12 protein-coding genes and 1 pseudogene are annotated in these 13,435 nt (G+C 60.1%); 7 read left to right on the top strand and 6 right to left on the bottom strand.

Translation table 11 applies throughout. The features are described 5' to 3' along the window. The first annotated feature begins 34 nt into the window (after positions 1–34). Positions 35–778 carry a flagellar brake protein gene (locus HX830_RS19775; RefSeq protein WP_177102059.1) on the top strand — a complete coding sequence of 248 codons (744 nt, stop codon included), beginning with the start codon at positions 35–37 and terminating at the stop codon, positions 776–778. Positions 779–843: 65 nt separating this feature from the next. On the opposite strand, the gene HX830_RS19770 is transcribed toward HX830_RS19775, so the two are convergent. The 6 genes from HX830_RS19770 to HX830_RS19745 all read right to left on the bottom strand — a co-directional run bounded on the left by HX830_RS19770 (position 844) and on the right by HX830_RS19745 (position 7,216). Then, entirely contained in the window at positions 844–2,184 is a 1,341-nt protein-coding gene (locus tag HX830_RS19770) for an MFS transporter (RefSeq protein ID WP_103497243.1), read from the bottom strand. Between the two features lie 72 nt (positions 2,185–2,256). After that, on the bottom strand, positions 2,257–3,498 hold the full coding sequence (locus HX830_RS19765) for a glutamine synthetase family protein (protein ID WP_177102185.1): 1,242 nt from the start codon (positions 3,496–3,498) through the stop codon (positions 2,257–2,259). Positions 3,499–3,731: 233 nt separating this feature from the next. Continuing rightward, positions 3,732–4,424 (bottom strand): sensor histidine kinase, encoded by a 693-nt coding sequence (locus HX830_RS19760; protein ID WP_100944222.1) that lies wholly within the window; start codon positions 4,422–4,424, stop codon positions 3,732–3,734. After that, positions 4,421–6,025, bottom strand: coding sequence for a tetratricopeptide repeat-containing response regulator (locus HX830_RS19755; protein WP_177102051.1), 1,605 nt, complete (start codon positions 6,023–6,025; stop codon positions 4,421–4,423). The genes HX830_RS19760 and HX830_RS19755 overlap by 4 nt, the downstream gene beginning before the upstream one ends. Positions 6,026–6,356: 331 nt before the next feature. Then, positions 6,357–6,779 carry a DUF6691 family protein gene (locus HX830_RS19750; protein WP_177102049.1) on the bottom strand — a complete coding sequence of 141 codons (423 nt, stop codon included), beginning with the start codon at positions 6,777–6,779 and terminating at the stop codon, positions 6,357–6,359. Further along, on the bottom strand, positions 6,776–7,216 hold the full coding sequence (locus tag HX830_RS19745) for a YeeE/YedE family protein (protein ID WP_177102047.1): 441 nt from the start codon (positions 7,214–7,216) through the stop codon (positions 6,776–6,778). Before HX830_RS19745 ends, HX830_RS19750 begins: the two co-directional genes overlap by 4 nt. Before the next feature lie 201 nt (positions 7,217–7,417). On the opposite strand from HX830_RS19745, the pseudogene HX830_RS32565 reads away from it, so the two are divergent. From HX830_RS32565 to pstB, 6 genes and pseudogenes are all read left to right on the top strand, one after another. Beyond that, positions 7,418–8,239, top strand: a pseudogene (locus HX830_RS32565) (cache domain-containing protein); the annotation flags it as partial. Positions 8,240–8,254: 15 nt separating this feature from the next. Next, entirely contained in the window at positions 8,255–9,097 is an 843-nt protein-coding gene (locus tag HX830_RS32560) for a methyl-accepting chemotaxis protein (protein ID WP_370868298.1), read from the top strand. A gap of 185 nt (positions 9,098–9,282) precedes the next feature. Further along, complete coding sequence (pstS, locus tag HX830_RS19735; RefSeq protein WP_177102045.1) at positions 9,283–10,299, top strand: phosphate ABC transporter substrate-binding protein PstS; 1,017 nt, start codon at positions 9,283–9,285, stop codon at positions 10,297–10,299. 103 nt (positions 10,300–10,402) lie between these two features. Further along, on the top strand, positions 10,403–11,371 hold the full coding sequence (gene pstC / locus HX830_RS19730) for a phosphate ABC transporter permease subunit PstC (protein ID WP_370868299.1): 969 nt from the start codon (positions 10,403–10,405) through the stop codon (positions 11,369–11,371). Continuing rightward, positions 11,368–12,240, top strand: coding sequence for a phosphate ABC transporter permease PstA (gene pstA, locus HX830_RS19725; RefSeq protein ID WP_103497235.1), 873 nt, complete (start codon positions 11,368–11,370; stop codon positions 12,238–12,240). Before pstC ends, pstA begins: the two co-directional genes overlap by 4 nt. Continuing rightward, positions 12,240–13,019 (top strand): phosphate ABC transporter ATP-binding protein PstB, encoded by a 780-nt coding sequence (pstB, locus tag HX830_RS19720; protein ID WP_100944227.1) that lies wholly within the window; start codon positions 12,240–12,242, stop codon positions 13,017–13,019. The genes pstA and pstB overlap by 1 nt, the downstream gene beginning before the upstream one ends. The last annotated feature ends 416 nt before the right edge of the window (positions 13,020–13,435 follow it).

Below are 13,435 nucleotides of genomic sequence, written 5' to 3'. Positions count from 1 at the left end.
GTGCAGTTGTATTTTGTCTGGAGATTGATGAACCGTGTCCAATGCCCCAAGCGCGGAAGATGCTCCGCAGCCACCCAAGGTGCTTAGCACGCCTCTGGAAATTTCCGCCAACCTGCGGATGCTGCAGGAAAGTCACGACCCGCTGATCATCACCTTTCATGAGCGCAGCCAGCGCTTCCAGAGTTTTGTGATCGACGTCAACCGCGAAGCCGGCACCCTGGCCCTGGACGAAATGATGCCGCGCGATGGCGAACGCTTCCTGTTGGCCGGCGAGCCGTTCCGGGTCGAAGGTTTCCATGAGGGCGTGCGAATCGCCTGGGAACAGCCGCAACCCATGACCATCGACGAGACCAATGGTTGCTACCGTGGCTCGATGCCCGATGAAGTGGTCTATCACCAACGTCGCAATGCCTTCCGTGCCGCCCTGAAGCTGGCCGCGCTGGTCAATGTCGAGCTGGGTGGCGAAAAGCTCAAGGCGCCGTTGACCGGCAAACTGCTGGACATCTCCGCCACCGGTTGCAAACTGCGTTTCGACGGCGATATTTCCGACCGCCTGCAACTGGGCCAGGTCTACGAGCGTTTTATTGCCGCCCTGCCCTTCGGCCCGATGACCGCCCCCGTGGAACTGCGCCACCTGCACTTCGAGGAAAGGATCAACACCACCTTCGCCGGCGTGCGCTTCCACAACATGAGCGGTCTGGTCCAGCGCCAGGTCGAGCGCTTCGTCTATCAGTTGCAGCGTGAAGCACGGCGCTTCGATAAAGACGACGACTTCTGATCCAGCAGTCGCCATAAAAAACGGGCCACCCTTATCAGGTGGCCCGTTTTTTTACGTTCAACGTTTCAGTTGCTCGACTTGTGCGCCGGCTCCGGGTCCGACTCGTCCACCTCGGGCACGACCTCAGCCTCGGGCGGTGTCGGCACGACGCTGTCACACATCTGATCCAGCACGATCTGCTCATCGACCCGTGGGTCAAGCGCCGCGCCAAGGGGCGACATGGCTTCCGGCATGACCACGTGTTGCAGCGGCGCATCCTCGACCTGATGCAGGTTGGTCACCGCCTTCGGCCGGATCCGCCACACCAGCATCAAGGCGAAGAAGCTGAAAAACGCGTAGAGCATCTGGCTGCCGAACAGTTTCATCAGCACACCCGCCACCAAGGGCCCGATACTGGCGCCTATGCCATAGGTCATCAGCAGCATGGCCGTCAGCGAGACACGGCGATCGCCTTCGATATGATCGTTGGAAAAGGCCACTGCCAGCGGATACAGGCAGAACTGCAGCAGGGAGACCATGAACCCCGAGGCGAACAGCACTTCCAGCGGCGCATGGGACATGATTGCCAGGGGCAATGAGGCCAACGCCAGCAAGAAGGCAATGCTGCGAATCAGCACCGCCCGGTCATAACGATCCGAGATCCAGCCCAGCGGCCACTGCACCAGGAAACCGGCGAAAATGCAGCAGCCCATGAACAGACCCACCTGCTCGGTGGTAAGCCCCTGCTGGGACGCATACAAGGGGGCCAGGCCGTAAAAGGAGCCGACGATGATCCCGGCGCCCAGGACGGTGGTCAGCGACTGCGGCACCCGCTTCATGAAGAAACGCGGCTCCAGCGGCGCCGGATGCAGCGGTGCAGGGTGAATCCGCCGGGTCATCGCCACGGGCACCAGGCACAGGGCAAAGCACATTGCCACTGCCATCAGCAGTTCCAGGCCCAGGGCCGGATGCAGGACCAGGATCATCTGCCCGAGGATCAGCCCCAGGTAGGAGGCAATCATGTAGCCGCTGAAGACCACGCCGCGCTGCTTGGCTTCCGCCTGCTCGTTGAGCCAGCTCTCGATGACCATGTACTGGCACATCATCCCCAGGCCCACGATCATCCGCAGGAACAGCCAGGCCGGCAGCCAGTCGATCAAGCCATGGCCGAGCACCGCCGCACCGACAATACCGGCACAGGTGGCATAGGCGCGGATATGGCCGACCCGGGCAATCAACCGGTGGCCGATCTTGCCGCCCAGCACCAGGCCGAAGTAGTTGGCGGCCATCAAGGCACCCACCCACAGGCTGTCGACATGTTCGGCGGCCAGGCGCAGGGCCAGGTAGGTACTCAGCAGGCCGGAGCCGATCAACATCATCAGCGAGGCGAAATACAGTGCTCGAAAGGGTTTCCAGATTTGGCGCATCGGCGTTCCGAGCGGCTCCTTGAATAGGGTATCGGACTATCCGACAAGATAGCCCGAACGGGACGGCTACAGCTATGCCTGGGGGGCCAGAACACGACGCTCCCAGGGGGTAATTTCATCCAGGAAACTGGTCAGCTCCATGCTCTTGGAAGCGATATAGCCTTCAATGAACACGCTGCCGAACAACTCCCTGGCCAACGGACTACGTTTCAGACGTTCGAGCGCGGCATGCAAGGTACATGGCAACGACAAAGAATCCGGAACTTGGAATTCACCCTGGATCGCCGGCGTCGGTTCCAGCTCGTGCTCGATCCCGTAAAGGCCCGCCGCCAGGCTCGCGGCAATCGCCAGATAGGGATTCGCATCGGCTCCCGGCAAGCGGTTTTCTACCCGCCGCGCCACTGGAGCGCTGGCCGGAATACGCAAACCGGCCGAGCGGTTGTCATGGGACCAGCAAGCGTTGTTCGGCGAGGCAAAGGGATGGCACAGCCGCTGGTAGGAATTCACGTTCGGCGCGAACAGCGCGGTGAAGTCCGCCAGGCAGGCCTGCTGCCCACCGATGAAATGCCGGAAGGTCGTGGTCGGCTCGCCGTTGGCATCGCTGAACACATTGCGCCCGCTGTCGGCCGCCACCACGCTCTGATGAATATGCATGGAACTGCCAGGGGTGTGAGCCAGCGGCTTGGCCATGCAGACCACGGTCAGGCCGTGCTTGAGGGCGACTTCCTTGAGCAGGTGCTTGAACAGGAAAGTCTGGTCGGCCAGCAGCAACGGGTCGCCATGCAGCAGGTTGATCTCGAACTGGCTGACGCCCATTTCGTGCATGAAGGTATCCCGGGGCAGTCCCAGGGCGGCCATGCATTCGTAGACTTCGCTGAAGAAGGGGCGCAAGCCGTTGTTGGAACTGACGCTGAACGCCGAATGGCCCTCCTCGCGTCGACCGTCCAGGCCCACTGGCGGCAGGAAGGCCTGGGTCGGGTCGGGGTTCGGGGCAAAGACGAAGAACTCCAGCTCGGTCGCGACCACTGGCGCCAGGCCACGGGCCGCATAACGCGCGATCACCGCCTTGAGCTGGCCACGGGTCGAAAGGCTGGAGCTTTCGCCACTCAGTTCGTCCGCATCACAAATGGCCAGGGCACGGGGTTGCCGGCTCCAGGGCAGGCGGTGAATCTGCTGGGGATCGGCGTTGAGCGCCAGGTCGCCGTCGTCACTGCCGTAGAAACGTGCCGGCGGGTAACCGCCCATGATGCATTGCAGCAAGACCCCGCGAGCCATCTGCAGGCGTCGCCCTTCGAGAAAGCCCTCGGCGGTCATCACCTTGCCGCGGGGTACGCCATTGAGGTCCGGGGTGACACACTCAATCTCATCAATGCCGGTCAGTCGCTGGGCGAGTGAACGCTGGCCATCGGTCGTCATGACTCAATCCTTGTTGTTGTACGGGCCGCTAACGGCGTCCTGTACAAAATACGCATCACCCGTTCAGGATTTCAAGCAGGGAATACAGAAAAGACTGACCGAACAATCAGGGTACGCCCTGGCGATTGCACTCACGGCAGATAAAGACTGAACAAGGCCCCGCCCAAGGTCCCGCCATTGGCGATCTCGATCCGCCCGCGCACGCCGTTGCGCTCGTGCAGCCCGGCAATCCGCGCAGCGAAATACAACCCCAGGCCGGTACTGCCGGTCGCCGGGTTGATGCCCTGGACATAATCGGCCTGGCGCTCGACCATCTGTTCCGGGTAACCGGGACCGTCATCATTGATGGTCAGCACCAATTGCTCGCCCTCTTCGCGGACACTGATCAACAGCGCATGACAGGCGTAGCCGATGGCATTGGTGACGATATTGCCGACCACCGAACCGATCAGTTCCCGGTCGAAGAAACCCAGCGGACTGAAATCACCGACCTCACAGCTGGCGACGATCCCACGGCTGCTCAGCAGCTCCTGGCGCCCAGCCAGTTGCGCGCCGATAAAATCGTCCATCTCATGGTAATCCGGGCGCAGCGGCAGCTGATTGACCCCTAGCTTGTACAGTCCGAGCAGTTGCACCAGCATGGTATTGAGATGCGCGAACTCATACTCGATCACACTGTGCTCGGGGGTTTCGCGCTGGGCATCGGGCAAGCGCGCCAACCACTGGCCATGGGCCTGTGTCAGCATCGCCAGGGAGTTCTTCATGTCATGCACGGTGGAGGCAATCACCGTGGAAAAATCCAGCCCCTCGTGAGTCTCACTCATTCGCCAAATGCCCGGGTACGCAATTTCTGATACCTCTCATAACGGGGGTCGCTGTCCGGCATCTTGCCGACCATTTTCAGACAGCCGCGACACTCCTCGAGCACTGCGGCATCACTGCCCTTCTGGGCGATGACGAGCAGGGCCTGGGCCGCGTTCAAGGCAATACTGATGTTCTTCGGCTGCAGCGCCAGGGCGCGGCGGAACAGGTCCACGGCCTCGTCCAGGTTGCCGCCCTTGTAGCTGCGCACGCCCTGCACGTTGAGATCGATGGCCGCCTTGCCGCCGCCAAGGATCTCCGGGTCGGAGGTCAGCTTGGCGATCCCTTTCATCACCGTCGGATCGTCGCCGTAGATTTCCACGCAGTTCTTCAGCATCGAAGCGCCGGCATCGGCCTGGCCCAGTTGCTGCAGCTGCTTGGCCACCAGCAGCGCGGCCTCGGCGCTCATGAAGTTCTCCATGCCATCCAGGCGCGACATCGCCTGCTCGGTGAGCTTGTCGGCGGTTTCGGCATCGTTGAGCAGCAGGCTGGTGGCCTTCATCAAGCGCGCCCGCACCTGCAAGCCCTGGTCGTTGGCGTTTTCCTTGGCGACCGCGCTCAGGGTCTGGTTGATCTCCAGCCGGGTACGGGTGTCCAGGCCACGCTCGCTGCCCTTGCTGATCAGCGCATGGGCCAGGCCGAGGTTGCTCTCAGGGTCCTTGAAACGCGATTGCTCGCCCTGGGACACGGCCTGGCGATAAGCTCGGGAAGCACTTTCAAAATCTTCGTTGGCCAAGGCCAGCTTGCCCAGCATCGACTGTCGGCGCACCGCCAGCGGCGAGAGGCGTACAGCCTCTTCCAACACGCTCTGTGCACGCCGGGTATCGCCTTCCTGCACCAACACCTCGGCCAGGCCGTCATAGAGCGCCGGCATCATCGGAAACGCCTTGAGCGCGGTCTCATAGAGCGCCTTGGCCTGGACGATCTGGTTGCGTTTGAACAGCAACTGCCCCATGCGCGCATAAGCCCAAGGCAACGGACGGTCGGCGAGGATGCCGGTGAGGAAACGTTCCAGGGGTTCGAACTGATTCAGGTTCCACATCGCGTCGGCGCGGTAGCGCAGGCACAACGGAGCGAAACGGCTGTCCTGCTGGGTCAGGCGGGTGCAGGCGGCCAGCACCTCGGCCGGCTTGTCGCGGTCCAACGCCTCCATGATCGGCTTGAGCAGGTTCTTGCGCTGCACCAGCTTTTCCAGGCGCTGGGCCAGGCTGGCACGGTTGAACGGCTTGGTCAGGTAGGCATCGGGCTCGTGTTCGAGGGCCGAGAGCACCATGGCCTGGCTGCTTTCGGCGGTGACCATCACAAACACGCTTTCATGACTGATCAGCTTGTCGGTCATCAGGTCTTCGAGCACCTGCTGGCCGTTCTTCTTGCCATCGCCCAGGTGGTAGTCATGCAGCACGAAATCGTAACGTTTCTGGGCGCACATGCGCAGCGCCTGTTCCCCGGTGTCGGCGGTGTCCACTTCCTTGACCCCCAACTCCCGCAGCATGGACCGGACTGAACTGCGGAAATCGGAGAAATCATCGACGATAAGAAAGTTTTTTTGGTGATACGCCAGCATCGAGATTCCTGTCATGGGAAATAGAAGATGAGCCCGTGGGCAATCACCAGAGCGGGTTCAGCTTCCCTGCCACCTTCGCGCGCAGATAATAACTAACAGCATTTTGCCATCAAGCGACTTTACAGCATCGTACAAAATCCCAGGCAAAAAGCGACCTTTTGCCAAGCGTAGCGGCAAAAGCTATAGAGGCTTGATCAACCAGTTGAGACACACCCTCAGCCCACGGCAGCGGATTCTACGGTTGTCTCCAACAGGGTATCGTCAGGCGCCGCGAAAACCTGAGACTCGGACGAAGGGTTGTCAGCATCGACCACGGCAAGTAGGCAACCCGTTAACGACCCACCTGGCGTTTTTCCAGCAGCGCAAACAGCTGGATACCGGCCAGCATGGCCAGCACGAATACGATGACCTGCCAATGCCAGGTCAGCAGAATCGCCACCGCCGGTCCCGGGCAGATGCCGGCGATTCCCCAGCCCACGCCAAACAGCAGGCTGCCGCCCACCAGGCGGACATCCAACCCGCGTTTGAGCGGTATCTGCATGGGCGCTCCCAACAGGGAGTGCTTGTGTTTGCCGGCCCATCGGAATGGCAAGGCCGCCACGACCACGGCCCCCAGCATGACCAGTCCCAGGGAAGGATCCCAGGCCCCCGCCAGATCAAGAAACCCCAACACCTTGGCCGGGTTGGCCATACCGGCCAGCAGCAGGCCGATGCCGAATATCAGACCGCCCAAAAAAGCCGTCAGCTTGGTCATAGCCAGACTCCCAACACATGGCGAAGAACATGGACCGTGGCAAATCCCGTGGCCATGAAGCACAGCGTGGCCACAATGGAGCGTGGCGACAGCCGTGAAATGCCACACACACCGTGCCCGCTGGTGCACCCCGAGCCATAACGGGTTCCCAATCCCACCAGCAGGCCCGCCAGCACCAAGCCGGGGACTCCGGTCTCGAAGCGGATCGTCGGCAGCGCATGGAACGCCCCCCACAACAACGGCGCCAGCAGCAGACCCAGTAGAAACAAGGCCTTCTCGCCCCACCCTTCGCTGCCGCGCTGAAGCAGGCTGCCGAGTAAGCCGCTGATGCCGGCAATACGGCCGTTGGCGAGGATGAACAGAGCCGCCGCCAGCCCGATCAGCGCGCCTCCAGCCAGTGCCGACCACGGCGTAAAGTCAAGCCAGTCGATAGTCATATCGCCCCGTCCGCTGAATAAAGAGAGTATGCATGGTCGTGAGTGCAGTCGACCTGCGTCAATGTTTCGGCCCCCATGGGCGGATATGGTCACAACAGTAGCGACTCTCCTTGAAAAAACCGACTCACGGAGCTGAACAATCATGCCAGTGAGTCGATATAAAAAAACATAACAAGCTTGCTCCTCGACCCGGGATTTCCTATGAAGTGGAAAATACGCAACAAGGTTCTGCTGCTATCTGTGATTCCTGCCCTCCTGCTGGCTTTGATTATTCAACTGCTGGCCTTTTCCGAGCAGCAGGCCATGGGCGAGCGAAGTATCGAGGAGACGCGCCAGACCTTGATAAAAACCCGCAAGGACGAGCTGGTGCATTACCTCGATCTGGCCTACAGCGCCATCAAGCCGCTTTATGAAGGGGCCGATGCCATGAGCCCCGCCACCCAGGAAGAGGCCAAGCGTCGACTGCGCGACCTTCACTATGGGCAAGACGGTTATTTCTTCGGCTACAACGACAAGGGCGACAGGATTTTCCTGGCCGCCGGCAAGGACGATGGGAAAAATTTCTGGGACCTGAAAGACAGCCACGGCACTTACCTGATCCGAGAGCTGATCGGTGCCGCCAAGCGCGGCGGTGATTTCGTCACGTACTACTTCCCCAAACCGGGCAATGACGACACCGCCTACCCCAAGCTGTCCTACGCCATTTACCTGGACAAATGGAACTGGATCGTCGGTGCCGGGTTTTATGTCGACGGCCTGGACGCCCTGATCGCCACGCAAACGCAACACCAGCAGCAGGCCATGGATGCCCTGCGCTGGAAGCAATGGGGCATCATGGGGGTGCTGCTGATCGTGCTCAGCCTCGTCGCAGCCTATGTCGCTCGCAGCATCGTCAGACCACTCGGCCTGCTGACCCGCAGCTTGCAGGACTTGGCCAGCGAAGACGGCGACCTCACCCGTCAGCTGCCCATCGATGGCAATGAGGAAACCGCCGAGCTGGCCAGTGCCTTCAATCAGTTCGCCGGAAAAATCCGCCATATGGTGCTGGAGCTGGCCCGCTGCGCCCAGCAGTTGCAGGAGCGTAACGAACAACTCAAGCAAAGTGCCCAGCATGCCGCCGATGCGCTGACACGCCAGACCCGTGACGCCGAGCAGGTCACCCACGCCATGGAGCAGATGGCCCTGGCCACCCACAACGTGGCGGAGTCGGCGCAGAATGCCGCCCAGGCGACCCGCAATACCGATGAGCAGGCCCAGGCCATGCAAACCAACGTGAGCGACACCGTCAATGCCATTGGCGGTCTGGCGCGGGATATCGAAAAAGCCGCCCAGGATATCCAGACCCTGGGCAGCGATGTGGAGTCCATCGGCTCCATCCTCGATGTGATCCGCGGCATTGCCGAGCAAACCAATCTGCTGGCCCTCAACGCCGCCATCGAAGCCGCCCGCGCGGGAGAACAGGGACGTGGGTTTGCCGTGGTCGCCGACGAAGTCCGCTCGCTGGCCCAGCGTACCCAGCAAAGCACCCAGGAAATCCAGGCCAAGATCACTCAACTGCAACAAGGCGCCCGAGCGGCGGTCAGCACCATGCAGAGCAGCCTCGGTGGCAGCGAGCTGGCAGTGACCAAGGTCAACGGTACCGGCCAGATCCTGGCCCAGGTCAGCAATGCGGTGTCCGAGATCAACGGCATGAACAACCAGATCGCGACCGCCGCGGAAGAACAGTCGAGCATTGGCGCCGAGGTGAACCAGAGCCTGGCGCAAATCAGCCAGCACATCAACGACACCCAGGCCATCACCACGCGCAACAACGAAATGTGTGTCGAGCTGGATCAGCTGTCGCGGGAATTGGGACTACTGGTCAAGCGTTTCAGGGTCTGACGGTTCGAAAAGGGCGCTGTCCATCCTGACGCGCCCAAGGGAACCGAGACAAATGAATGATTCTTCATTTCAAAATATTACTAAAAATCACACTACAGTCATCAGACAGAAATATTTCAGGAATTAAATCGTAACGTCTCTTTATAGGTGGGTCACTCCACTTAACCCTTTCATTGAGGTGTTTGATGTTGCTGACTAAAAAAGGCCTGTCTGTCCTGCTGGCTTCTCTGTGCCTGAGCGGTGTCGCTCACGCGACCGATGTGACCGGCGCTGGCTCCAGCTTTGTCTATCCGGTCCTGTCCAAGTGGTCCCAGGACTACAGCAAAGACTCCAGCAATCGCATCAACTACCAGTCGATCGGCTCGGGTGGCGGTATTGCCCAGATCAAGGCGGCGACCGTGGACTTCGGCGCTTCCGACGCCCCACTGTCGGCGGATGACCTCAAGGCCGGCGGCCTGGGTCAATTCCCTAGCGTGATTGGCGGCATCGTGCCGGTGATGAACATCGACGGCGTCGCAGCGGGCCAATTGAAGCTCGACGGCGAAACCCTGGCGAAAATCTTCCTGGGTGAAATCACCGAGTGGACCGACCCGGCCATCGTTGCCCTGAACCCGGGCGTGAAACTGCCTGGCGGTAAAATCACCGTGGTTCACCGTTCTGACGGCTCGGGTACCTCGTACAACTTCACCAACTACCTCGCTAAAGTGAGCGATGGCTGGAAATCCAAAATCGGCTTCGGTACCACCGTGCCTTGGCCAGTCGGCGTCGGCGGCAAAGGCAACGAAGGTGTCTCCGCCTATGTGAAGCAGATCAAGAACTCCATCGGTTATGTCGAGTACGCTTACGCTCTGCAGAACAAGATGACTCACGCACAGCTGAAAAACGCCGCCGGCAAGTTCATCCAGCCTAACGCCAAAGCGTTTGCGGCGGCTGCCGACACCGCCGACTGGGCCAACGCCAAAGACTTCAACCTGATCATGACCAACGCTCCTGGCGATGGCGCATGGCCGATCACGGCGACCACCTGGATCATCATGTACAAACAACCGAAGAATGCCGAGCAGAGCCAGGCAGCCTTCAACTTCTTCAAATGGTCGCTGGAAAATGGCCAACAACAGGCCTCGGCGCTGGACTATGTGGCTTTGCCTGACTCCCTCGTCAAGCGCATCGAAGGTTATTGGAAGTCTGACTTCGCCCATTGATCCAGCAATAGCTAAAACACCCCTTCCTCGAGCAGTCTTTGTCGAGTGAAGGGGTTTGTTTGTGAGCAGACTTCTGATGAACGATATAGTGCAACCTCCGACCATGACCATTTACGCTGGCGAAGTGGCGAGTGATGCGCGTGCGACTCGCGATCATCGTCATGATCTCTGGTTCAAGCGCTCGATGATGGGCGCCGCGATGCTGGTGCTGCTACTCCTGGCAAGCATCGCAGCGTCGACACTCTGGGGCGGCAGTCTTGCGCTCAAGACCTTCGGTTTCGGTTTTCTTACCAGCACTGAGTGGGATGCGGTCAATAACCACTTTGGTGCCCTGGTGCCGATTTACGGCACCCTGGTGACGTCCTTCCTGGCGTTGCTGATTGCGGTTCCCGTCAGCTTCGGCATTGCGATTTTTCTGACAGAGGTCGCACCACCTTGGCTACGAATGCCCGTCGCCTCGGCGGTTGAATTGCTCGCGGGGATTCCATCGATCATCTACGGCATGTGGGGCCTGTTCGTATTCGGCCCGTTCATGGCCGAACATCTGTCTCCCTGGATCAACGATTACCTGGGTTCGCTGCCTTTGGTCGGTTCGCTGTTTCAGGGGCCGCCCCTGGGTATCGGCATGCTGACCGCCGGCATCGTCCTGGCAATCATGATCATGCCCTTCATCACCTCGGTCATGCAGGAAGTGTTTCGTAGCGTTCCCACGCCACTCAAAGAGTCTGCTTACGCGTTGGGCGGCACTACCTGGGAAGTGGTCTGGGACATCGTCCTGCCTTACACCCGCTCTGCGGTGGTCGGCGGCATTTTCCTCGGGCTGGGACGGGCATTGGGCGAAACCATGGCGGTGACTTTCGTACTGGGTAACGCTCAACAGTTCTCGGCCTCCTTGCTGATGCCAAGCAGCTCCATCGCTTCGGTCATCGCCAACGAGTTCAGCGAAGCCTATACCGACCTGCATCGTTCGGCGCTGATTGCCCTGGGCTTCTTGCTGTTTATCGTCACCTTTATCGTATTGGCGCTGGCGCGACTCCTGCTGATGCGGCTTTCACGCAAGGAGGGTGTATGACCGGTAACGAACGCCTCTACCGAATCCGTGCCTTCAAGAATCAGTTGGCGATGGTGCTCAGTTGTGGCGCCACGGTCTTCGGCCTGGTCTGGTTGGTGTGGATCCTGCTGACCACGATCATCAACGGCTTTCAGGCGCTCAATCTTCGCCTCTTCACCCAGATGACACCGCCACCGGGTGTGGAAGGCGGCCTGGCCAACGCGTTCTATGGCAGCGCCCTGATGTCGGCGATCGCCCTGCTGATCGGCACGCCGATCGGCTTGATGGCGGGCATCTGGCTGGCGGAGTTCGCCCGTCACTCGCGCCTGGGCAACGTCGTTCGTTTCATCAACGACATCCTGCTCTCGGCGCCGTCGATTGTGCTGGGCTTGTTCGTCTACACGGCGGTGATCCTGCCATTGAACCTGCTGACCAATCACCAGTCCGGTTTCTCCGCGATCGCCGGGGCCCTGGCCTTGGCGCTCCTGGTGATTCCGGTGGTGGTCAGGACCACCGACGAGATGCTTCAACTGCAACCCACCACCTTGCGCGAGGCTGCTCTGGCATTGGGTGTCCCACAGTGGAAATTGACGCTGCAAATCGTCCTGCGCGCGGCGAAAGCCGGTGTGCTGACCGGTATCTTGCTGGCGCTGGCCAGGATCACCGGTGAAACGGCACCACTGCTGTTTACCGCTTTCGGCAACCAGTTCTGGAGCAGCAATCTGCTCAAGCCGATTGCCAGCGTCCCCGTGGTGATCTTCCAGTACGCCATGAGTCCTTTCGAGGACTGGCATTCCCTGGCCTGGGCGGGCGCATTGGTACTGACCTTGTTCGTACTGATCCTCAGCCTTCTGTCCCGTTTGATCCTTTTGCGCAATAGGTTGACTTGATGAATAGCCGTGACCTTGGCAACGAAAAAACCAAAATTCGCGTTCGTGGCCTGGAGTTTTTTTACAACAACCAGCGCTCACTGAAGTCCATCGACATGGATATTCCAGAGAAACGCATCACTGCGATCATCGGGCCTTCAGGTTGCGGTAAATCGACACTGCTGCGGGTATTCAACCGGATCTACTCCATGTATCCGAAGCAGGAGGCGCGTGGCGAAGTACTGCTCAACGGCGAGAACATTCTCGCGCCGGGCTACTCGATGAACCGCCTGCGCAGTCATGTCGGCATGGTCTTCCAGAAGCCGGTACCGTTTCCGATGTCGATCTACGACAACGTGGCCTATGCCGTGCGTCACCATGAGCAGCTATCCCGCCATGAGATGGACGAGCGTGTCGAGCAGGCCTTGAGTGGTGCCGCGCTGTGGGATGAGGTCAAGGATAAGCTCAAGCAAAGCGCACAGGGCCTGTCGGGCGGTCAACAGCAACGTCTGTGTATCGCGCGGACGATCGCCTTGCGGCCACAGGTCTTGCTCCTGGATGAGCCGACCTCCGCACTTGACCCGATTTCCACCGGGCGCATCGAGCAGTTGATCACTGAACTGAAAGAGCAGTACACCATCATCATCGTGACCCACAACATGCAGCAGGCGGCACGGGTATCGGACTACACCGCGTTCATGTTCATGGGTGAGCTGATCGAGCATGCGATGAGCGACACCATCTTCACCAATCCGAAGAAAAAGCAGACCGAAGACTACGTTACTGGTCGCTTTGGCTGATTCGGACGCGAATAGAGAGACCACCTGCAGAGGTGGTTTTTTTATGCCTGGGATTTAGTGGCCATGCCTGGCTATGGGGGGCGGGTTGCTGTCGAGGAGGCCTTGAGCCTTGTATCGCTCATACGGCCGTCATCGCTGGCAAGCCAGCTCCTACAAGAGCCAGGCACGACGATGTCCCTGAGGTGGAACACCGACCTGTGGGAGCTGGCTTGCCGGCGATGAGGCCCGCAAGCCTTGCAGCGCCTGAACCGGCCTCTTCGCGGGCAAGCCCGGCTCCTACAGTACGTCGTCGTTCACCGATCTTGTGTACGACATCACACTGTAGGAGCCGGGCTTGTCGGATCGCCGCACCGCCGCGAAGAGGCCCTTGAGTCTTGCGAGATTTCCGGCGCCACAAAAACAAAACCCCAACTGCT

The sequence above is a fragment of the Pseudomonas gingeri genome (assembly GCF_013385425.1).
Lineage (GTDB): Bacteria > Pseudomonadota > Gammaproteobacteria > Pseudomonadales > Pseudomonadaceae > Aquipseudomonas > Aquipseudomonas gingeri_D.
Note: the sequence above shows the minus strand (reverse complement) of the source record. Positions and strands in the feature narration are given on the sequence as shown.